The organism is Paenibacillus sp. FSL F4-0243 (genome assembly GCF_037963295.1).
Classification (GTDB): domain Bacteria; phylum Bacillota; class Bacilli; order Paenibacillales; family Paenibacillaceae; genus Paenibacillus_AQ.
Window position 1 is genome coordinate 534,831 of sequence record NZ_CP150151.1, and the last position, 21,779, is coordinate 556,609.

Here is a 21,779-nt window from a genome sequence, read left to right on the forward strand (position 1 = left end):
AGAACAGAAAAATGCCCATTCAGCTTCTTGTTGAGAAGTGAATAGGCATTATTTATTTTAAATTTACTTGGATAAAACAGACTACTGTTGTGGGAGCTCTAGCCGCTCTAATCCGTCCATATATTTGCGCAGCGCCTGAGGGATGTAGATAGAACCATCCTCTTGCTGGTGATTCTCCAGCAGCGGGATCAGAATTCTTGGCGTAGCCACTGCGGTGTTATTTAAGGTATGGCAGTATTGTAAGCGACCGTCCGCATCCCGATAACGGATGCCCGAACGGCGAGCTTGGAAATCGAGTAGATTAGAAGCCGAATGGGTCTCACCGTATGCGCTTCTGCTAGGCATCCATGTCTCGATGTCATACTGCTTATGCGTCTTCAGGGACATATCCCCTGTGCAGACAGCCATAACTCGATAGGGGAGCTCTAAGAGCTGGAGAATGTGCTCGGCATTCGCGAGGATCTCGTGAAGCATATGGTCCGAGACCCCCTCGTCATTTCGGCATAAGACGACTTGCTCGATCTTCGAGAACTGATGTACGCGGTACAGCCCGCGCACATCTCGCCCCGCTGATCCAACTTCACGGCGGAAGCAAGTCGACATTCCGGCTAATCGCATGGGTGTGTCGAGCTCTACAATCTCGTCGCTGTAGAGTGAAACTAGCGACACTTCAGATGTGCCTACCAGCCAGCGATTATCTCCGCTGAGCTCGTACGTCTGATCCATCCCACCCGGGAAGAATCCGGTTCGCTCCAACGCTTCAGGGCGGACAATCACAGGAACATCCATCACGGTGAATCCGCGTGCAGTGAGCACATCTAGGGCAAGTCTTTGTACAGCGAGATGTAACATCAGGCCGGCTCCTTTGAGCACATAGCTGCGAGGACCGCCTGCTTTGACGCCACGGGGAATATCAATAATATCGTGGAGTTCACCTAGCTCCACATGATCACGAGGCGCAAAGCCGAATTCCGGCACCGCTCCGTTCAACCGCAGTTCTACATTATCGTTATCATCGTGGCCGATGGGTGTATCCTGCGACACCGGATTCGGTGCGAGCAGCATGAGCTCTCTACAGCGGCGTTCAGCCTCGTTCAGATCAGCTTCCAGCAGGTTCAGCCGATGATTGAGTTCTCGTACCTGTGCCTTGACGATCTCTCCAGCAGGGCGGTCACCCTGCCGTAATAATCGTTCAACCTCTTTGGTTAGCCCATTACGTTCGGCTCTCATTTGTTCGGTTTCTTGTCGCAGGCTTCGGCGCTTTTCATCCCATTCCAGCAATTCATCCAGTGGGAAGTCGACTCTTTTCCATGTGGCAGTGTTTCTTACAAGTTCTTGATTATCCTTGATCCAGTTCATTTCCAGCATATCGCTCGCTCCTTTTTGTTTAAAAGATAAGAAAGTGTAAGTTTCACACTTCACTTTATCCCTCTAGTTCTCGCACAAACACTTACCGTCCTTAAAAGGACGCCGAAGGTATTTATGCTTGAAAAAACGCAAAAAACGCCCTCATCCATGGGACGAGGAGCGTCAGCTCGCGGTGCCACCCAGGTTGATCGAATCTCCTTAACAGCAGGAAAGAATTCGACCCTCTTTGGTCTTCGCGGTAACGGGCGAAACCCGGTGAACTTAGGGAGTCATTATAGGCTCCGGTCGCAGACGCCTCACGGTTGGATGCCGGTCATTGGCCTGATTCTTGGATTTAATATTGTTGCTTAGTATATCGCAAGAGTGGGATGAGCGCAAGCGTTTATGGTTTGACAATAATATCTGATCTGCGATAGGATTAATATTAATTTGAAGTATTCCTGTCGGGATAAATACTTGCAGTGTGAGCTGCTTAATGGGATGAAAGAGGTGGAGAAGTGGCTAAAATTGTTGTGATTAACGGAACACCTTCCTTGGTATCGCGCATCAATGCAGTTATAGAGTATGCGGAGGCAAGCTTAACGGATCAGGGCTTTGAGGTTGAGCGTATTAACGTTGCAGAGCTGCCAGCGGAAGATTTGATTCATACCAAGTTTGAGAGTGATTCTATCGTCAAAGCGAACGGCCTTGTAGCCGAAGCGGATGCGGTAATCGTGGTTAGCCCGGTTTATAAAGCCTCTTATACAGGCGTGCTGAAGACCTTCTTGGATCTAGTTCCACAAAAGGGATTGGCCGGCAAAATCGTACTCCCGCTCTTCATGGGCGGCAGTCTTGCACATCTACTTACGATTGATTATGCTTTGAAACCTGTGTTGTCTGTACTCGGTGCTCGTTACATTCTTGGTGGAGTGTATGCCGTGGATTCTCAGGTGGTTCGTAATGATCACGGAGTGGTAGAGCTTGCTGAGGAGCTGAAGCTGCGTCTGAATGATGCGTTAGCTGAGCTTGCAGAAGAAACTACACATCGTGTGGAACGCAAGGCTTAAGACTAAGTAGCAAGCATTCTGTTTCGTATGGATTCATACCAACTATATAAGCGTCTCATTCATACCTGATCCAAGGGGTGAAGAGACGCTTTTTGCTATAGTAAAAAGGCCATCTCACTGTGAAAGTAGAGAATGGCCTTTTTTTATATAGGGTTCGTTATAATCCTGTCTTACAAATCGTCGAATCCGTTATCGTCGCCAACCTTACCGTAGTTACGGGATTTAGCTTCGAAGAAGTCGGTTTTGGTGGCATTAAGCGCATCATCGGAGAAAGGTTTGATCCAAGGCATACAGTTAACGTCAACGCCTTGGTAGGCTTTTTCCATACCCATCAAGGTTAAGCGCTTGTTCGCTGTATATTTGATGTAGTCACTAAGCTCGTTAAGATCAATACCGCGGACATTAGTAAGGGTGTAGTAAGCCCAGTTGGTTTCAAGCTCTACCGCGCGGTCGATCGTACGATACACGTAATCCATGTTCTCTTTAGTGTTCAACTCAGGGAAATCTACAAGCAGCTGCTTAAATACTTCTGCGAAGAAATAGCAGTGCTGATTCTCGTCACGTTGGATATAAGAGATCATTTGGCTGGTCGCCATCATCTTCTGGTCACGGGCCAGATTGTAGAAGAAGGCGAAGGTGCTGTAGAAGAAAATTCCTTCCAAGATGAGATCGGCTACCAGCGCATGGAAAAAGGTTTGTCTCGTAGGGTTATCACGGAACTCTTGATAAATATCAGAGATAAACTGATTGCGTTCCAGCAGGACAGGGTCTTTTTTCCAATATTCAAAAATTTCTTTCTGCTCACTTTCCGACACGATAGAGGAAAGAACATAGGAATAGGATTGGTTATGCACCACTTCTTGTTGTCCGATAATGGCAGAGATAGCTTCTAGAGAAGAGTCAGTAAAATAACGCTTCACGTCGCTTACGAACATCGTCTGCATCGAGTCTAACACGGCGAGCAGGGAGATGTTGATCTTAAATACGCGTTGCTCCTCAGCATCGAGCATAGGGAATTGTTGCGCATCTTTGGACATTGGGATTTCATCCGCGATCCAGTGATTCAGCAGCAGCACCTTGTACAGCTTGTACATATGCGGCATGCGAATATCGTTCCAGTTCAGAATACCTGAGCATTCACCGTCGATGATGCGTGTGGATTGGTTGGGTGCTTCAGTGTTAAAAATCTTTTGTAGTTGCATTTATTTTCCCTCCATTTTTTTGCGCTGGTAATTCGTCTTGTCTGATCTTTAATTAAATTAGGTTGATGAAGTAACGGAGAGAAAGTTTGGAGCTGTAGGAGCGGTAGCGTTCGCCCGAAAGCTTTCCGTAGGAAAGCTCGCATCGAAAGCATATGCTATCCTCGGATTTCTACCGCGAAGACGGTATAGATCAAGAAATCTGAGGATAACAGCGACCGGAAGCCCAAACATTTCTCGCAGTTACGATTAAATCACCAAATTTTTTAAAGCAGTAAGACTCTTAGCTAGCGCAAGAATCACACTCTTCTATTGTCAAAGCACGGCTACGCACATAATAAGTTGATTTCAATCCGCCCTTCCAGGCGTTCAGATGCAGCTCAAGGAACTCGGTAGCCTTGATGTCAGGACGAACATACAGGTTGAAGCTTTGGCCTTGATCGACGTGACGCTGACGAGCAGAAGCCATGCGGATCGACCAGTTTTGGTCAATTGTAAACGCAGTTTTATAGTACCAAATCGTCTTGTCGGACAGATCTGGTGCTGGGTTAGCGATCTTGTAAGTTGTTTTCTCTTCATAGGAAAGCAGTTCATACAAAGGATCAATGCTGGCTGTGGAGCCGGCAATAATCGATGTGGAGCCGTTCGGTGCAATCGCGAACATCCATGCGTTACGAACACCGTCTTTAGCCACTTCTTCTTGCAGCTCGCGCCATTGTTCAGTGGTAACATATTTACCTTCTTGTTCACCGCTAACGTAGCCACGTGAAGTAAAGTATGCACCTGTCTCCCAATCGGAACCGGCGAACTTCGGATAACGGCCTTTTTCACGGGCAAGCTCCATGCTCGAACGTACCAACAGGTAGTTGATGTGTTCATACAAATGGTTGTTATATTCTACGGCTTCATCAGATTCCCAACGAATGCCCTTGAGTGCCAATAGGTGATGCAAGCCGAATGTGCCGAGACCGACTGCGCGGTACTGGCTGTTCGTGTATTGTGCTTGCAGAACTTCAATATTATTAATGTCGATTACGTTGTCCAGCATGCGTACTTGGATAGGTACAAGTCTTTCCAGCACACCAGCTGGAATTGCACGTGCCAAGTGAATCGAATTCAGGTTGCAGACTACGAAGTCGCCAGGGATTTTGGAGATAACAATCCGGGTCTTGCCATCTTTGGTTACTAATTCTTCCTGTTCAATAACGGTAGCGGATTGATTCTGCATAATTTCTGTGCACAGGTTGGAAGAGAAGACCATACCTTGGTGACGGTTCGGGTTCGTCCGGTTAACCGTATCACGGTAGAACATATATGGAGTACCTGTTTCAAGCTGTGATTTCATAATCCGTTTCATGATGTCGATCGCAGGAACGGTAATACGGGACAATTCCAAATTGGCTGTAGCTTCAGCATATTTTTCACGGAAAATGCCTTTACCAAGCTCTTCATCGTAGAAGTCTTCCAGACCAAGCGGACGACCGTTCTCATCCGTCCAGCCCATAACCTTCTTCACTTCATGTGGGCAGAAGAGGTTCCAGTGGCTGCGTGATTCAACGGCTTCCATGAACAAGTCCGGCAGGGTTACACCGTGGAATACGTCATGTGCACGCATACGCTCGTCACCATTATTTAGTTTAAGATCGAGGAAAGCGAGAATATCTTTATGGAATACATCAAGGTAGACAGCGACAGCACCTTTACGTGTTCCAAGTTGATCTACACTGACTGCTGTATTGTTCAATTGGCGAATCCAAGGAATTACGCCGGAGCTAGTGTTCTTATGGCCACGGATATCCGAACCCCGTGCCCGTACTTTACCAAGGTAGACGCCGATACCGCCACCCATTTTGCTAAGGCGCGCTACGTCTGTATTAGAGTCAAAGATACCCTCTAGGGAATCGTCTACCGTATCAATGAAGCAGCTGGATAGTTGTCCAGCGACCTTTTTGCCGGCATTGGACATTGTAGGGGTAGCAGCTGTCATGTAGATGTTGCTCATAGCCCAGTAAGCTTCTTTTACAAGCTCAAGACGTTTCTCAGCTGGTTCACGGTGCATGAGGTACATAGCAATAATCATGTAACGTTCTTGCGGAAGCTCCATTACACGGCCGTCAAAATCATGCGCCAAATAACGGTCGGATAGCGTAAGCAGACCGATATAGTCAAACAAAAGATCGCGTGTATAATCGATACACCCACCTAGTTCGATAATTTGTTCTTTGGTGTAATGACTTAGAAGCTCTTCACGATAGATTCCTTTTTTTACGAGATCCGTAATTAGCGGGTACAGCTCACCGTAAGGCTCTTCTGGATAAGCTTTATAGCGGCGATGAACGGCTGCTTTTTTATAAAGGGTAGTCAGAAGGGCACGGGCAGCTGCAAACTTCCAAGTAGGCTCTTCTTTCGTTACAAGCTCTAAAGCACTCATGGTGAAGGCATTGCTAATTTCTTCTCCGCTTACGGAGTCACGACGCAGTTTGGAAATTACTCCCCGCAGCAATGTTTCTTTATTTAGTTGATCAAGACCTTCTAAGATACGGTCGGCGTATACGGAAAGGCGCTTCTCATCAAAAGCCAGTTGGCGATTATCTGGTTTTACTACGAATTGTGGCATGGTTATTTCATCCCTTCTTATTTTGGGTTAATTTTGAATATCAAAAATTGATATATTATAGCGCAGTAGGCTGCCACAGAAAGACCTCCGAGCCGTTCGTACTGGCCGGAATGTCGATTATGCGTTGGTTAGAGCTTCCTCGGTAAGGAAGTGTAGTATCTTTCAATTCTTCTATAAAACGTCCATCTATTAATACCTGACACTGTGTAAGTAGATTCCACTCCGGCGAACCGGGAAGGGCGGTTAGTTCCTCATACGTATAACCACTGTAAATCCAGATGGGGAAGCCTGGGAGCACGGCGCGAAGCTCATGAATGAACCCAAGTACCTCTTCTGCCGAGAAAAAAGGATCGCCGCCTGCCAGTGTTAGACCATCCAGCAAAGGGTTAGCGGCGATTTCTGCAATGATTTCATGTTGACGTTCTAAGGTGAAGGCTTCTCCATATTTAAAGTTCCATGTCTCGGGATTAAAGCATCCCGGGCAACGATGACGGCAGCCGCTGATGAAGAGGACGGCCCGCATGCCCTCTCCCTCGTTAATCGACTCCGGATAGTATCCGCAAATATTCATAGATGCTTAACGCGATCCCGTACTTCGGCTTGTTTGGCGGCATTGAAGCGGGTCTGATAGTCGCCAGTTAAATAACCTGTAACTCTGCGCAAACGACGGATGTGCACGTCATTCTCATGTGCGTTGCAGGAAGGACAGTTTGTCCCAATTACGCCTTCGTATCCGCAGCTGGAGCAGCGGTCAATCGGATGGTTAATGCTGAAGTAGCTGACCTGTTGTTCTAGTGCATATTTAATGATTTTGATAAAAGCAGATGGATTGCTGCGGGCATTGCCATTTAATTCGACATAAGAAATAGCCCCGGCATTGCAGTATTCATGGAAAGGAGCTTCCAAGCTGATCTTCTGAGCAGCACCTAGATCGTAGTATACAGGGATGTGGAAAGAGTTCGTATAATACTCACGGTCAGTTACGCCCGGAATAGAACCCAGTACCTTGCGATCAATCTTGGTGAATTTGCCGGACAGGCCCTCTGCTGGTGTTGCGAACAAGGTAATGTTGAGATTAAGTTCCTCACTTTTAAGGTCGCAATACTCCCGCATGTGACGCACGATAGCCACAGCCTTGGCATGGACTTCCATATCCTCGCCATGGTGTTTGCCGTACATGGCTTTCATGCATTCCGCCATACCGATGAAGCCAAGCGACAGACTACCATGCTTCAGCAGTTCGCCTACAGAGTCTTCAGGAGCGAGATTTTCGCCGCCTTCCCAGACGCCTTCTCGCATCATGAAATCGGATGCTTTAGCTTTTTGCGCGCTTTGGATGTGGAACCGATGAAGAAGTCCTTCCAGCGCAATATCCATATAGTGGTTTAGATCCTCATAGAAGCCAGCTTCATCTGCGACGGTACGTCGGCCTGTTACTGTGCCGTGTGCCAGACCGAGCCGAACCAGATTCAGTGTATTAAAGGAAAGGTTGCCCTTCCCGGAGCAATGATTACGCCCAAAACGGTCACCGAGCACTCGGGTGCGGCAGCCCATTGTAGCAAATTCCGTATCAGGATCACTTGGATCATAATACTGCAAGTTGAGCGGAGCGTCCAGATTAGCGAAGTTCGGATATAGTCTGCGTGCAGAACATTCCGCCGCTTTTAGGAACAATTCATAGTTAGGATCGCCTTGCTGTTGATTGACTCCTTGCTTGCATTTGAAGATTTGAATCGGGAACACAGGTGTTTCTCCGCTGCCAAGTCCGTTCATCGTTGCTGTTAGCAGGGAGCTGATCACAAGCTGACCTTCTGGTGAAGTACAAGTACCATAATTGATGCTGGTAAACGGAATTTGCCCACCGGATCGGCTGGACATGGTGTTGAGATTATGTACCATACTTTCAGCCGCTTGCAGGGTTTCAATTTCGGTTTCCTTTAGTGCAAAACGGAATGCTTTTGGATATAACTCCGCCAGATCGGTCCGGCTCATTGTAATCTCGCCCAAAGATTCATTAGCTTGTCCCTCATCAAAATAATCCAGACCCTTGCGGAACAGCTTAGCGAAGGATTTGGTTACATAAGGTGCTAGATCATAGTCGAGTTTATTGGCGGATACGCCGCCATATTGAGCATTTTGCTGGGATTGAAAAATAATTGCTACCAGTGACATAGCTGTCATTATGGAGTTCGGAGGACGAACACTGCCGTTGCCGGTGTTGAAGCCTTCGCGGAGAAGCTTATCGAACGGGATAAAAATGCAGTTAGTCGTTCCGATTGCGTATTGATCCAGATCATGCACATAGACGACATTGTCATCAATGGCTTGCACTAGCTGCGGCGGCATCGTAAAGTTGCGGGCGTACCATTTTGAATATTCACTGCCGAACTTGCTCATTTTACCGGAGAAACTCTCTCCGTTCAAATTGGCATTCTCGCGCAGCAGGTCCAAATCCCGGCTGTCGATAATATCGCGTCCTAAATCAATGAGCTCTTCTAAAAGAACTTCTCGTGCATTTGTTGTACCGTTAAATTGTCTCTCCAACAACGTCATTGTATAGCTCTCCTCTCAGTCTATCGTCCTATCATTAAGAAGTGGGGCCGCATAAGCGGCCGTATATTCATTGTGATCTCATAAAAAAAGCATCCTCTAGCGAGGATGGCAGAAAATGCCCGATGCGTTATGTAAATATCCACACAGATATTTGCAGTGGTCTCTAAGAAGATGACCGCATGCGGACACCGTTCCTGTTCCTCGCAGGCACTCATAGTTGGTGTCGTCGAAACAGGCAGGTCTCCTGGCTTCCGTAGGACCTCTCAGCGCCTTCCCAAGGGGGCTCTTACCCCTCAGTGGCTTCTGCCAGGAGATCTGCCCATCTTAAGCTTAAAAAAGCTTATAAGGGGCATCCGGTTACAGTGGCGGGACCGCAGCGGATTTTCACCGTACTTCCCTATTAAGCTCTAATTCCGATAAAGGATCAAAGCGCCTGTCTCCACTATATTTTGTTGTCGTTAGATAAAAATAACCCAAGATGTTGTGTTTGTAAATAGTTTTTTAGAAAACCCGCGTGGGGAGCGGGTTCTTCAAAAGTACTCCACAAATGATCCACAGGCTGTCCATAAGTAATCCACAATTGATCCACAGGCATATGAAAAATGATTCATAAATTGTCCGAAAAGATGCCACAAAGAGTCCATAAATGTAGTGCAGATGACCCTAGAATTCATGTTAGAAAAAATACTTGTGGCGAAAGTCATATTTCGGAGAATTTTGGGGAAAGAAGAAGGGGCATAATAAAGCTGAGATCATTTGTGGGAGAGCGGTGGAGTTGTTACAATAGAAGGAGACACATACTTTAAAATTCCCAGGAGGTATTCCCATGCCTATTGCTGAAGTAACCGTTATTCCGATTGGAACAGGTAGTACGAGCCTTAGCAGCTATGTTGCGGATATGCAGCGAGTGCTGAAGACGGTAGAAGGGATTACTTATGAGCTTACATCCATGGGTACAATCATCGAAGGGCCTCTTCAGCGTATTTTTGCTGCAGTCGAAGCGCTGCACGAGTCTCCTTTTTCCGCAGGCGCAGAGCGTGTCTCTACCTCACTTAAAATAGACGACCGCCGCGATAAACCCTCCACTAGCCGTGGAAAGCTGGAGTCTGTGGAGCGTAAACTACAGGTGGAATAGCAGTTCGGGAGAGTAGGGAAATAGGGAGAAATAGGCTTGCGTTTCTGGCTGAAAGTTGTATAATATTTTTTGTTTGACAGAAAAATCAGCCTTAAGCTGGTGTAGCTCAGGGGTAGAGCAACGCACTCGTAATGCGTAGGCCGGGGGTTCAATTCCCTTCACCAGCATCCCAAAAAACCATATTTGGCGCGGATTCTTGAAGTTTGGGGAGTCGCGCTTTTTTGTTTCTTCTACCATTCTTCTACCGAAAGAGTGTCTTTTCCGCTTGTAATGGAGTCCCCAACGACCGGGGCCAAAAGGCAAAAAACCACGTGGTGCGTGAGAGCAACATGCCTGCAGTACTCACGGAGAATTTATTTTTCGATGTGGCAACCGACGCTGCCAAACTCAAAAAAGATGTGGTTATCCAAGCAATCATTGATAGCCATGTGATCGGGATTGCAAAGTACCTAGGGCTGAAAAAGAAGGAAACAGCGAATCAGGGCAACAATGACAATAAAGTGGTAGTACTCGTAAACGGCAAGAAAGAGCAAGTAAGACAGTTAACCTTACAAAGTGAACTGGAAAGTTAATTTGTCGAGCCGGAAGTTTTGGGCGCTGCTGGCCGTTACCGGCGTAACCTCTCATCATAAAATAAAGTAATACGAGCGAGGGGGAGTTTCCTGATGGATGCTTATTGCAGCTGCTTGCGCTACATGAATAGAAGAGTGCGGATTCTGACTAAAGATGGTAGACAGCACGTAGGCGTAATTACAAATGTGGACAGAAATAGTGTTTACTTAAGAACGGAACATAACGGATCTGTGCACACTTCAGCTTTTTTTGGTAATCCTTTTGCTACAAATGACATCTTAACCTTGAGTTTGTTCACTCTGCTGGCTATAGCCCTTATTTAAAAAATCATAAAACCGGGAAAAACCGCCCACTGGCTTCGGCTGGTGGGTATTTTTTTGTTTTTTACGAAATGTCGGATCCCGCAACAGGCCTACTATTTTCGTTTCTTTTTTACCCAAGCACCGATACAAATCCCGCATATCTTAGTTTTGTATCCAATTAAAAAGGAGGAATTGACAAATGGGCGAAGTACGTGGAGAACGTTGTTGCGGCGTTGGTGAACGTGAACGTGAACGTGAACCTGAACGTTTTGTTGGTGGAGCCTTTACATCCACAGGGGCAATCTTAGTGCTCTTTATCCTGCTGGTCATCATTACAAAAGCTTGTATATTTTAAATTGTATTCAATTACAAAGGAGGAGTTAAAATGGGCGAATTCGCAGGAGGATATGGTGGCTTTACTTCTACCGCCGCAATTCTGGTTCTGTTTATCTTGTTGGTAATCATCTCTAAGACTTTGTTTATTTAAGTTTCAAACCTCCCAATATAGCTGCACCTTATTAAATCCGCCAGTACTCATGCTGGTGGATTTTTTTCATACATAATCAAAGACGCACCCTGTCAACCTTAAGTGGTAGGCGAGTATCCCAAATGGATTATGTTGAAATTATGCGGAAGTACCGTACCCTGCCAGTAATGGTGGGGTATTTCTTTGCGTTCAGGCAAATTTTTTTATCAGTGATATAGAGTTCATACACATAACGTTACATCCGTCTAACCTTTACTCAAGTAAAATGGCGGAATGACCCAGTCTCTCTTGTGTGATATTTGGGTGTACACCGAAGACGAGATTCGCCCCGAAGACTATACATCAATCACGTGCAGGCAGGTTGCAGTGCTTACCTTTAGGTAAGTACGTGAACTAAAAGTGCATACTTACGCGATGTCATGGTGGGAGGTATACTCAAGTCCTAAATCTGATTCAAACATGGAGGATACACCAATGAAAACACTTATTGTCGTTACGCACCCAAACATCGAAACATCCGTCGTTAATAAACGCTGGATCGAAGAACTCCGTAAATATCCAGACAAATATACGGTGCACGAGCTGTACAAAGCCTATCCCGATGAAAAAATCAACGTGGAAAAGGAACAACAGCTGATTGAAGCGCATGATAAGCTCGTCTTACAATTCCCTGTCTACTGGTTTAGTAGTCCACCTCTGCTTAAAAAGTGGCTGGACGAAGTATTTACTTACGGATGGGCATATGGCTCGAAGAGTGATAAATTAAGAAATCGAAAAATCGCATTAGCTGTAACTGCCGGAGGAAGTGCAAAAGACTTTAGTGAAGAAGGTAAACTCGGCTACGGGCTTGACCGTATTTTATCTCCCTTTGACACGACTTTTTTGTATTGCAACGCTGATTATCGTTCCTTCTATGCCATTTATGGCACGGAATCTGAGACGGTAGGAAGTACGGATTACTTAAATAAATTGGATATCAGTTCGCAAGGCTATGTTGAATTTATCGAAAATATGTAATTAGATTTGAAGCAAAAAGCAGCATTTTCATTAATGGAAATGCTGCTTTTGTCATAAGTTGTCGTTAAATCATAAAAGGTATGGTTATCTCTTGCGCGGCTGGAACGAAGTTTTTCTCTCCCCAAGTGCACATCATATCCAGCACCGGAATAAGCGATTGGCCCTTCTCGGTCAAGGAATACTCAACTTTAGGGGGAATCTGGGGGAATTCCTCGCGCCTGACAAGACAGTCGGCTTCCAGTTCTTTCAACATAACGCTTAATGTCTTAAAAGGTATTGTACCGATACCCCGTTGCAGTTCATTGAACCGCACGATCTTGTTTTCAGAGAGATAGTAGAGAATAGTCATTTTATATTTACCACTAATAATAGACAAGGTGTAGCCAAAGCTAGTGTCCTTCTGTTGAATGCCAGACGGTATACAGATTTCATCACTCATGGGCTATTACCCTCCTTCAGAAAATATTCAACGAAAAGGCAAACGCCTGTTGTCGCTCCGTACTCAGGTCCCGACTTTATTATGTTTTACAACCTGCTATCAAGTCATCCTGTGAGAACGAATTCACTATATCATTTTGAAACAATTTGTTCAAAGCACTCGTGGCTAACTATCAATCGGTCGATTTTCTCTGTCGGCGAAGCGGGCCTCTTTGGTTGGAAATCAAAAGTGCCAAGCGGATAGCCTAAGCGACGAATTGAAGTTTTTAATGTAATTTTCATGTGAGCATCATCTTATTTTCAGGTTCAAGGTATATATTGAAGACACCAAACACCCCCCAGTGTTTTGTGGTATAAATCTCTCAGGTCTTGCCAACTCCCATGGTAAGGCCTATTTTTTTGTTCGCTAATTAAATGAGGGAGGGGGCAGCTTCTTCGCTACTTCACTTAATCTGATACTGCTCTTCATAGCTCTTAAAAGATGAAATATCCAGACCGAGATATCTGCGCATATGAATGGCAGCTTGGGCAGCGACGATGTCGTTTAACAGCAGCATTCGTTCATGGTATCCACGACATATAAATTTGGCTTCTATCCCCGTGTTAAGTCTGTTCTGCTCATAAACCTTGATTCCCCGTTTTCTCATCTCTGAACGAACATCTCTTAGATCTGTTGTAGCAACTGCTGCGGCTGTTTCAAGAACCTCCAGATAGGGGGTAGGTGTTCGTAAATGTGCAGATAGAATGGCGGAGTCCCGTTCGAAAGCTGATAAAATCATCGGAAGCAATAAATAAGATTTGACCAGCATGTTGTCCCTGCTTTCAGCTCTATTCATGAATCTCATCACCTCTAATGGGAACGTATATTCGTATTCTACCCCGATATTCCAAAAATAATCAATGGTATTTCTAAACAGCTAGTCCAATGTGATTGAATTCACAACTAAATTAGAAAGAATAAAATATATTAAAATTGTAATAATAAAAAATAATGCTTCAGACTTATATAAAGGGAGAATTAGGATGAAAGAGGAAGGAAGTCTCCACCGTGGAATGGTATTTGGTTTGATTCTAAGTATTCCATTATGGATATCGATATTAGGCTTTATAAAGTTACTTTAAAATTGAAGGAAAACCTTTGTGTGAAGCGCCTTTAGGCGCTTTTTTTGTGCTTGCTTACGCGTATGAATATCAAAAGGAATTGATTGACAATTGTAGGAATGGAGCGCTAAACTATTATTAGTTCAAAAGTATTAAAAGTCATAGACGATTATTTAATAGGATGCTTAAAATGCTAGTTCTAATCCGCAAGTCAATACATATATTATCATGATAATAGCAAACCGCCTGAAAGGGTGGGACGCAAAGTCCAGGAGTCTAAAGTGTCTTAAATGCGCTATGACCGTCCGACTGCCATGAGAAGGGAATTCCACTTCTTTTTTGGCGGTCTTTTTTGTTGTTAGGTCCTTTAGAGTTTCTGGTAATTATTCTGATTAAATATAAATCATAGATTTAGGAGGTGTGCTTTTTGAAAAGAAGAATGAAACCGCTGCTTGCACTAGTATTAGCGGGGATATTGACGGTAGGTAGTGGTCTTTCTGGAGGTCATTTGGTAAATGCGGCTGGGGAGGTGCTTCCCTATACTCCTACACCTGTGTTAGGTATTGCAGGGAATTTTAATACTTTTATTTTTGGGGATTTCAAACAATCTAATGATCAGGTTCATGGGCGCCTTGCGGCCAAAGGTAATATTATTTTGCAGAATTACGGCGTATCCAAGGATAATCCAGGTGGAGATGTTCTTATCGCTGGTAATGACATCAGTTTTACTAATGGGACTGTTCATGGAGCATCCGTTTATGGTGGTGTTTTTTCCAGCAACGGTGTAGATCTTAAAGAACCAGCGAGAAAAGGGACTCCTATTGATTTTGATGCTGAAGAGCAATTTCTTATTGGACGTTCTAATGAATTCTCTTCGCTTGCTACAATAGGAACTTTCAAAAAGGAATATGGGAAAATAACGATTGATGCTCCGGAACCATTTAACGTTCTTAATCTTAGTGCTGCCGATTTCGCTGGTGCTAATGGCTTACAGTTTAATATTGCAAATAGCGCCACAGTTATCATTAACGTTAGCGGAAGTTCAGTTAACATTCCAAGCTTTCAAATCTGGGGAGGTAGCCCTAACAAGGTATTATTTAATTTTTATGAAGCTAGCACTGTTGACATTGGAAGTTTAACAATAGAAGGAACTATCCTAGCTCCGCTTGCAAAAGTAACTTATAATTCCGGTGAACTGCATGGGACGCTGATTGCAAAGGGATTTGCTGGTGGGGTGCAGATGCATTGGTATCCATATAGAGGGGAAGAACCACCTCCGACACCAACGCCGACCGTGGCACCAACACCGACACCAACCGTAACACCAACACCAACGCCGACCGTGACGCCAACACCAACGCCGACCGTGACGCCAACACCGACGCCGACCGTGACACCAACACCGACACCAACCGTGACGCCAACACCAACGCCAACCGTGACACCAACACCGACGCCGACCGTGACGCCAACACCAACGCCGACCGTGACGCCTACGCCGTGCGTGACACCGACACCGAAGCCAACACCAACGCCGAAGCCAACACACACACCGAAGCCAACACAAACGCCGAAGCCAACATACACACCAAAGCCAACACACACACCAAAGCCAACGCCGATCGTGACGCCAACACCAACGCCGACCGTGACGCCAACACCAACGCCGACCGTGACGCCAACACCAACGCCGACCGTGACGCCAACACCAACGCCGACCGTGACGCCAACACCAACGCCGATCGTGACACCAACACCAACGCCGACCGTGACGCCAACACCAACGCCGACCGTGACGCCAACACCAACGCCGACCGTGACGCCAACACCAACGCCGACCGTGACGCCAACACCAACGCCGACCGTGACGCCAACACCAACGCCGACCGTGACGCCAACACCAACGCCGACCGTGACGCCAACACCAACGCCGACCGTGACGCCAACACCAACGCCGACCGTGACGCCAACACCAACGCCGACCGTGACACCAACGCCGACACCGTCGCCGGAAGTAACGCCAACACCGTCGCCGGAAGTAACGCCAACGCCAACACCGTCGCCGGAAGTAACGCCAACACCGACACCGTCGTCGGAAGTGACGCCAACACCGACACCGTCGTCGGAAGTGACGCCAACACCGACATCGTCGTCGGAAGTAACACCAACACCGGCACCGTCGTCAGAAGTAACGCCAACACCGACGCCAACGCCGGAGCCTCCGGTGTTCCCGACACCAACACCATCATTTGTAATTGGCACTATCATTGTTAATGATGATCCTGTGCCGCTGGGCCCTGTAGCTTCGTCGACTCCAGTACTAGTACCAACACCAACACCGTCGAGCAATACAGAGGTACTTGTTGATGAGGAGGAGATTCCATTAGGACCAGTATTGACAGTAACACCAACGCCGTCACCAGAGGATATTGCTGTAGTGGATGATACAATCCCGCTAGGTAATCCACCTGTTGATGAACTTCCAAAAACGGGAGAATCAAGTTCAGTCCCTTATTATGTAACTGGTCTAGGTTTTGCACTTATTGGATTGCTAATGAGAAATAGATTCTCGAGCAAGAAATAATAAACGGTGATTGTAGCTTGAATACAAGTTATGCCGTGAAGAATAGTAAAGCCGCTTTCGGGACATATTCCGAGGGCGGTTTTCTTTTGTTATGATTGTTATATTTTGGCGCATTCTAAGTAGATGTTATACTGATTTACAACGGATATGAGGAAAGGACGGGGAAGATGAATTGGTATGGTTCTTCATTAGCGCTGTCATCGTCATAGGAGCTCTGATCTATGCGGGCTTTTTCTTTTATGGAATTGCTATTAAACGAGCACCGAAGGAATTCCTGAGTAATAATCGTGATTTGAAGGTTGATCCCCCGGTTGCCGGGGCTTCTTGGGGTGAGGGGAAGGATTGGATCTCCAGTCAGAGCTTTGAGAATGTGGAGATTACATCTGAGGACGGGCTACAACTAAGAGGGTACTTGCTCCTTTCGGATCGTGCTGAAGGTCGTACGGCGATTCTAGCTCACGGTTATTCTGGAAAAGGGAAGGATATGGGGGCGTACGCCAAAATCTATTACGAGAGACTGGGCTTTAATATCCTGATTCCCGATGCCAGGGGACATGGGGAAAGCGCTGGGGATTATATTGGTTTTGGATGGCATGAGCGCAAGGATTATTTGCAGTGGATTGATTATATAATTGAAAAGACTGGGCCCAGTGCTCAAGTTGTACTACATGGGGTCTCTATGGGTGGTGCTACAGTGCTAATGACCTCAGGCGAAAATCTCCCGTCGCAGGTCAAAGCTATTGTCTCGGACTGCGCTTACAGCTCAGTTAAAGCACAATTAGCCTACCAACTACGGCGTATGTATCGCTTGCCAAGTTTCCCTTTTATTCAAAGTGCGAGTCTTATTACTCGTTTGAAAGCAGGGTATGGGTTTAGTGAAGCGTCTGCCTTGAAACAGGTGCGGAAGGCGAAGGTGCCGATTCTTTTTATTCATGGGGATGCCGATAATTTTGTACCATATAGTATGATGAATGAATTGTATGAGTCATGTCAGAGTCCCAAAGAGAAGTTCGTAGTGCCGCAAGCAGGGCATGGGTTAGCTTACGATATGGATAAGACGGGGTATATAAACGTAGTAACAGCTTTTGTGAATCAGTATGTAAATTAGATGCCCTGAACGTAGACAGCGCCCGATATCCGCTAGGTAGCGGTTATCGGGCGCCTATATTTTTCCACACATGGCATGTGTCCTTATGTAAGGTTCGTACAGCCATGCTTTTTCGTTATATTCATCCCCCGCCGTTCGTGAGTAACGGGTGTCTTAATTCCTTGTTATTTCCAGCAGCCGTGTGGCGAGAATAATCCTTCCAATACGACAAAAGCCCTACCTCTCTTTTGCCCTTGCGGCTCCATTGACCGCGCCAGTGTGAATCGGAATGCTATATTTCGAATTTAGTCTCATAAAAAGGAAAGTTTCTGCAAGAAAACATGAAGCCTCTGTGTCCAAATTGCCGAAGTGTAAAATAGTCGGCCTGACATCTTCTTGATGGGGATATTCAATATATCGAAAAACAAATACGATATAAATATAACACAGTATTGTTTAAAAGGCAAATATAATAATGAATTCCAAGATAAGGGTTGTTTGATTTAGAAGGGGAACAAGCAGAGCAAGAGAAAGCGTTTGATTTGAATATATCGTATGCTGGATTATTTGTGGATTAATTCGGAAAAGCTAGAAAGCCAGAGTAAATGGGGCTGTGGGGGTTATTTTGCGTGCCTATTTTGTGAACTGGTCTCTAAAACTTACATTAAACCCCAACATTGATTGAAGGATTGAGGGTAGACCGTTATAATTAATAAGTCTGGATTTTAATTAAAAAATAAGGGAGATTTTTATGAAACGCGCAGATGTGTGGTTGATTTCCATCGTGTTAATTGCTGCGCTCGCTTTTCTCGCACCGAGATGGTTTTCGGACAATGATGATAAAGGTGGGGCCGGTAAAAATCTCGTAGCCAATGTAACGGTGGACGGCGAGTTATTTAAAACGGTAAAGCTTACAAAAGAAGAACAAACCATTGAGGTTCGTACCGAACGTGGCTATAACCTCTTGAAGGTGCATGATTACGGGATTGAAATGTACGATGCCGACTGCCCGGATCAAGTATGCCTAGGTTTTGGTTTTATTACCCTGCCCAAACAGACGATTGTCTGTCTACCGCATAGAGTATTAGTGGAAATCACAAGTGCGTCGGGGGAGGATGATATAGATGCCTATGTCCAGTAGTGAATCTGCAACAGCTTTAAAAAGAACGGTAATTATTGCGATTTTCGCCGCAGTGGCAGTAGTGCTTAGTCTAATAGAAGCGCAGATTCCGTTGTCAGGAATGGGACTGGTGCCGGGTGCTAAACTAGGATTAGCTAACATCATGATTTTGACTTGTATTTACTTTTTACGTGGACGGGACGCATTCCTGCTTGTCATCCTCAAAACGTTGCTTACTGCATTTTTGCTAGGTACTTTTTCAAGCTTACTATTCAGTTTATTCGGTTCGCTGTTTAGCTTTGTTGTAATGTTCGTATTAATGCTGATTAGTGGCAAAGGCAAGAGTATAAGCTTGATCGGCATTAGTATAGCTGGTGGGATTGCACATAATATCGGTCAGCTGCTGGCAGCTTCTATGGTATTCTCATCCCTTAGTATTTTTTATTATCTTCCCATGCTGCTAATCACTGGAGTAGTAACAGGAATTGCCGTGGGTTATGCAGTCCGTTATTTGGTGGCTTCATTGTCAAAAATATCGTTGTTTGAAGAGTTTTTGGACTGATTAGTCACATCAGCGGAAGGATGACTAACATGAATGAATCATATGAAGGTCAAGAATTAGAGGGAGAAGGACAAGCTATCATCTCTCTGGATGGGGTATCGTTTGGTTATGATCCTGAGCATCCGATTCTTCAAAATATAACGTTATCTATTTCTCAGGGACAATGGGTTAGCTTGGTTGGTCCTAATGGCTGCGGAAAGTCTACGCTAGTTAAGCTACTAAATGCTTTGCTGCCTAAGAGTGCTGGCGAGATTGTGGTTAGTGGTATGCAACTGAGTGAGGAAACGATCGGAAGCATTCGGCAATGCATTGGTATGGTGTTCCAAAATCCAGATAATCAGTTTATTGGAGCCACTGTAGAGGAAGATATCTTATTCGGCCTGGAAGGGCTTTGTTTGTCGTACGCAGAGATGGCTGAGCGGCTACACTCTTATACGACGAGGCTGGGAATAAATCATCTGCTGTCCAAACACCCAGGTGAGCTGTCTGGAGGCCAAAAGCAGCGTGTCGCTATCGCCTCCATTCTTGCTATGGAACCAGGCATCGTCATTTTTGACGAGGCCTCTTCTATGTTGGATGAAGGAAGCAGAAATGATCTTCTTGGTATTTTGCAGGATATGCGAGCGGAAGGAAAGTATACGATCCTTATGATTACGCATGATGCAGATGAGATTTTGGCATCGGATCGGGTGCTTGCGCTGCATGGAGGTGGTTTAGCTGCTGATGTTACACCGGCGGAATTGTTCCGGAACGAGGAGCTTCTGCAAAAATGCCATCTATGTGAGCCGTATCCTTGGCGCCTTGCACGCGAGCTGCAGAATCAGGGCATCCATGTGGATGTTCCCGCCAGTGAAAAGGAGCTTATAGACACGTTATGGCCATAGAATTACAGCAAGTAAGTTATTCCTATGCTGACCGAAGCCTATGGAAGCTGACGGCGCTCCGCGACATTAACCTCAGTGTTCCAACAGGCTCTATGGTTGGTATTGCTGGGGCGACAGGCTCTGGTAAATCGACACTGCTGCAGTTGTTTAACGGGATACTGAAACCAACGGAGGGTACGGTAAAAGTACTCGATGTAACCATCCAGGCGGGGGAGAAATCACCTAAGCTGATGCCGCTGCGCCGTAGAGTCGGATTGGTATTTCAATTTCCAGAGCAGCAAATGTTTGAAGATACGGTCGAAAAGGATCTTATCTTCGGTCCTCTTAACTTCGGCATGAGCCTCGAAGAGGCAAAGGCACGCGCAAGACAGGCCATGCTAGATATGGGGTTGGATCTGGCACTGCTAGAGCGGAATCCTTTTAAATTGAGCGGTGGGCAAATGCGTAAGGCAGCTATCGCCTCCGTACTAGCTATGAATCCTGAAGTCATCGTTCTGGATGAACCGACGGCTACGCTTGATCCCATCAGCCGTGCAGAACTAATCCACTTGCTGGAGCGTTTATGCCGTGAGCAGGGGAGAACGATCATCGTCGTCACGCATCGGATGGATGAGTTATTACCTTACGCGGACAACTGGCTTGTCCTTAAAGAGGGCAGTACGGCATTTCAAGGTAGCGTAAAAGCGCTGGCAGATGACCCTTCGATTCTGGAACAGTGTGGCTTGACGGTTCCGCAGTCCCTTCGTTACTGGCGTGCAGTAGCTGATCGCTTTGGTCTTACGGATGAAGCTCCTCGCTTAACGGCTGAGAGCTTAGCAGAGCTAATCGCTTCGCTGCCATCTGGATCAGGCAACTCTAGCGAGCAGCACGAAGGAAAGAGGGATGGCCATGAATGAGAAGCTAATCATAGGGCGCAGTATTGAGACCGGTTCATGGGTGCATAAGCTAGATGCTCGTGCCAAAATCACCGGAATGCTATTATACGTAGCTGTTATCCTGCTCTCCCGTTCGTGGATGGCTATGGCGCTGCTGGCTATTTTCTCAATAGCGGTTATGGCTTCCACTCGGATTCCGCTTAAATACTTCCTGAAAGCAGCTAAGCCTTTACGGTATTTAATGCTATTTATCTTTATCGTACAGCTGCTGTCTGTGAAGACGGGTGAGGCGGTGCTGACGCTTGGTTCGTGGTCCATTTATGAGGGAGGGCTAAGATTAGGCGCATTTTCGGTCATCCGCATGTTCTTTCTGATCACTTTCACGGCGTTACTTACATTCACCACAACGCCGGGTAAGCTGAATCAAGGGCTGGAGGGGATTTTGGCTCCATTCAAAAAGTTTGGCTTGAAGCCCGACCGTATCACACTGATGATCAGCATTTCCCTTCGTTTCATACCTACGATTCTAGATGAGTCGCAGATTATCATGAAAGCGCAGGCCTCACGGGGTGCTGATCTGAAGGAGCTACCTTTAAAGGAAAAGGGACGAATGTTAGTGTCCTTGCTGGTTCCGATTATCGCTAGTGCGTTTAGGCGTGCGCAGGATCTGGTATATTCCATGGAGGCTCGTGGCTTTCGTATGGATGCTCCGCGTAGCCAGTATCACCGCCTAAGGTGGGGCATATTCGATACTATTTTTATTACTATGTTTATTGTAATGGGGATTGCAGTAGCTTTGGTGTAAAGTACAACTTGTATGGAGAGTATCAA

Annotated in this window: 21 protein-coding genes, 1 tRNA gene and 2 riboswitches; of the genes, 15 read left to right on the top strand and 7 right to left on the bottom strand. The window is 46.0% G+C overall.

Features of this window, described 5'->3' with window-relative positions; translation table 11 throughout:
- Nucleotides 1-81: 81 nt before the first annotated feature.
- Nucleotides 82-1,368, bottom strand: a complete 1,287-nt coding sequence (gene serS, locus NSS87_RS02365; RefSeq protein WP_339244512.1) for a serine--tRNA ligase — start codon at nt 1,366-1,368, stop codon at nt 82-84.
- 497 nt (nt 1,369-1,865) lie between these two features.
- On the opposite strand from serS, the gene ssuE reads away from it, so the two are divergent.
- Entirely contained in the window at nt 1,866-2,414 is a 549-nt protein-coding gene (gene ssuE, locus NSS87_RS02370) for an NADPH-dependent FMN reductase (protein WP_042184465.1), read from the top strand.
- Nucleotides 2,415-2,584: 170 nt separating this feature from the next.
- Here ssuE and NSS87_RS02375 read toward each other — a convergent pair whose 3' ends face one another.
- The 4 genes from NSS87_RS02375 to NSS87_RS02390 form a co-directional block, all read right to left on the bottom strand.
- Nucleotides 2,585-3,616, bottom strand: a complete 1,032-nt coding sequence (locus NSS87_RS02375) for a ribonucleotide-diphosphate reductase subunit beta (protein ID WP_036682584.1) — start codon at nt 3,614-3,616, stop codon at nt 2,585-2,587.
- A gap of 280 nt (nt 3,617-3,896) precedes the next feature.
- Nucleotides 3,897-6,230 (bottom strand): ribonucleoside-diphosphate reductase subunit alpha, encoded by a 2,334-nt coding sequence (locus NSS87_RS02380; RefSeq protein ID WP_339244513.1) that lies wholly within the window; start codon nt 6,228-6,230, stop codon nt 3,897-3,899.
- A gap of 55 nt (nt 6,231-6,285) precedes the next feature.
- Entirely contained in the window at nt 6,286-6,801 is a 516-nt protein-coding gene (gene nrdG / locus NSS87_RS02385; RefSeq protein WP_042184469.1) for an anaerobic ribonucleoside-triphosphate reductase activating protein, read from the bottom strand.
- Nucleotides 6,798-8,783 carry an anaerobic ribonucleoside triphosphate reductase gene (locus tag NSS87_RS02390; protein ID WP_149646188.1) on the bottom strand — a complete coding sequence of 662 codons (1,986 nt, stop codon included), beginning with the start codon at nt 8,781-8,783 and terminating at the stop codon, nt 6,798-6,800. The genes nrdG and NSS87_RS02390 overlap by 4 nt, the downstream gene beginning before the upstream one ends.
- Nucleotides 8,784-8,999: 216 nt before the next feature.
- Nucleotides 9,000-9,235: riboswitch (cobalamin riboswitch) on the bottom strand.
- 374 nt (nt 9,236-9,609) lie between these two features.
- Between NSS87_RS02390 and NSS87_RS02395 the strand changes: the two genes are divergently transcribed.
- The 7 genes from NSS87_RS02395 (at nt 9,610) to NSS87_RS02425 (ending at nt 12,297) form a co-directional block, all read left to right on the top strand.
- A complete protein-coding gene (locus NSS87_RS02395; protein WP_042184474.1) occupies nt 9,610-9,918 on the top strand; it encodes an MTH1187 family thiamine-binding protein in 309 nt (102 codons plus the stop codon).
- A 95-nt stretch (nt 9,919-10,013) separates the two neighbouring features.
- Nucleotides 10,014-10,085 (top strand) — tRNA-Thr (locus NSS87_RS02400).
- A 54-nt stretch (nt 10,086-10,139) separates the two neighbouring features.
- On the top strand, nt 10,140-10,490 hold the full coding sequence (locus NSS87_RS02405) for an N-acetylmuramoyl-L-alanine amidase (protein WP_339244516.1): 351 nt from the start codon (nt 10,140-10,142) through the stop codon (nt 10,488-10,490).
- Nucleotides 10,491-10,583: 93 nt separating this feature from the next.
- Nucleotides 10,584-10,814 (top strand): hypothetical protein, encoded by a 231-nt coding sequence (locus NSS87_RS02410; protein WP_339244517.1) that lies wholly within the window; start codon nt 10,584-10,586, stop codon nt 10,812-10,814.
- 178 nt (nt 10,815-10,992) lie between these two features.
- Nucleotides 10,993-11,148 (top strand): hypothetical protein, encoded by a 156-nt coding sequence (locus NSS87_RS02415; RefSeq protein ID WP_197071257.1) that lies wholly within the window; start codon nt 10,993-10,995, stop codon nt 11,146-11,148.
- A 30-nt stretch (nt 11,149-11,178) separates the two neighbouring features.
- Nucleotides 11,179-11,280, top strand: a complete 102-nt coding sequence (locus tag NSS87_RS02420) for a sporulation protein YjcZ (RefSeq protein ID WP_197071258.1) — start codon at nt 11,179-11,181, stop codon at nt 11,278-11,280.
- Between the two features lie 474 nt (nt 11,281-11,754).
- Entirely contained in the window at nt 11,755-12,297 is a 543-nt protein-coding gene (locus NSS87_RS02425) for an NAD(P)H-dependent oxidoreductase (protein WP_042184480.1), read from the top strand.
- A 64-nt stretch (nt 12,298-12,361) separates the two neighbouring features.
- On the opposite strand, the gene NSS87_RS02430 is transcribed toward NSS87_RS02425, so the two are convergent.
- Nucleotides 12,362-12,736 carry a helix-turn-helix domain-containing protein gene (locus NSS87_RS02430; protein ID WP_339244519.1) on the bottom strand — a complete coding sequence of 125 codons (375 nt, stop codon included), beginning with the start codon at nt 12,734-12,736 and terminating at the stop codon, nt 12,362-12,364.
- Nucleotides 12,737-13,178: 442 nt separating this feature from the next.
- Entirely contained in the window at nt 13,179-13,571 is a 393-nt protein-coding gene (locus tag NSS87_RS02435; RefSeq protein WP_042184484.1) for a hypothetical protein, read from the bottom strand.
- A 491-nt stretch (nt 13,572-14,062) separates the two neighbouring features.
- A riboswitch (cyclic di-GMP riboswitch) is annotated at nt 14,063-14,153 on the top strand.
- A gap of 110 nt (nt 14,154-14,263) precedes the next feature.
- Here NSS87_RS02435 and NSS87_RS02440 point away from each other — a divergent pair.
- From NSS87_RS02440 to NSS87_RS02470, 7 genes are all read left to right on the top strand, one after another.
- Entirely contained in the window at nt 14,264-16,420 is a 2,157-nt protein-coding gene (locus NSS87_RS02440; RefSeq protein WP_339244520.1) for a collagen-binding domain-containing protein, read from the top strand.
- Between the two features lie 172 nt (nt 16,421-16,592).
- Complete coding sequence (locus NSS87_RS02445; protein WP_339244521.1) at nt 16,593-17,528, top strand: alpha/beta hydrolase; 936 nt, start codon at nt 16,593-16,595, stop codon at nt 17,526-17,528.
- A 730-nt stretch (nt 17,529-18,258) separates the two neighbouring features.
- The gene (locus tag NSS87_RS02450) at nt 18,259-18,648 is read left to right on the top strand and encodes a NusG domain II-containing protein (RefSeq protein WP_042184493.1); all 390 of its coding nucleotides are present in this window, start codon (nt 18,259-18,261) and stop codon (nt 18,646-18,648) included.
- Nucleotides 18,632-19,189 carry a Gx transporter family protein gene (locus tag NSS87_RS02455; protein WP_042123757.1) on the top strand — a complete coding sequence of 186 codons (558 nt, stop codon included), beginning with the start codon at nt 18,632-18,634 and terminating at the stop codon, nt 19,187-19,189. The genes NSS87_RS02450 and NSS87_RS02455 overlap by 17 nt, the downstream gene beginning before the upstream one ends.
- Nucleotides 19,190-19,218: 29 nt before the next feature.
- The gene (locus NSS87_RS02460; protein ID WP_339244523.1) at nt 19,219-20,073 is read left to right on the top strand and encodes an ATP-binding cassette domain-containing protein; all 855 of its coding nucleotides are present in this window, start codon (nt 19,219-19,221) and stop codon (nt 20,071-20,073) included.
- Nucleotides 20,064-20,969 (top strand): ATP-binding cassette domain-containing protein, encoded by a 906-nt coding sequence (locus NSS87_RS02465; protein WP_339244524.1) that lies wholly within the window; start codon nt 20,064-20,066, stop codon nt 20,967-20,969. The genes NSS87_RS02460 and NSS87_RS02465 overlap by 10 nt, the downstream gene beginning before the upstream one ends.
- Nucleotides 20,962-21,753 carry an energy-coupling factor transporter transmembrane component T gene (locus NSS87_RS02470; RefSeq protein ID WP_042184497.1) on the top strand — a complete coding sequence of 264 codons (792 nt, stop codon included), beginning with the start codon at nt 20,962-20,964 and terminating at the stop codon, nt 21,751-21,753. Before NSS87_RS02465 ends, NSS87_RS02470 begins: the two co-directional genes overlap by 8 nt.
- Nucleotides 21,754-21,779 lie beyond the last annotated feature (26 nt).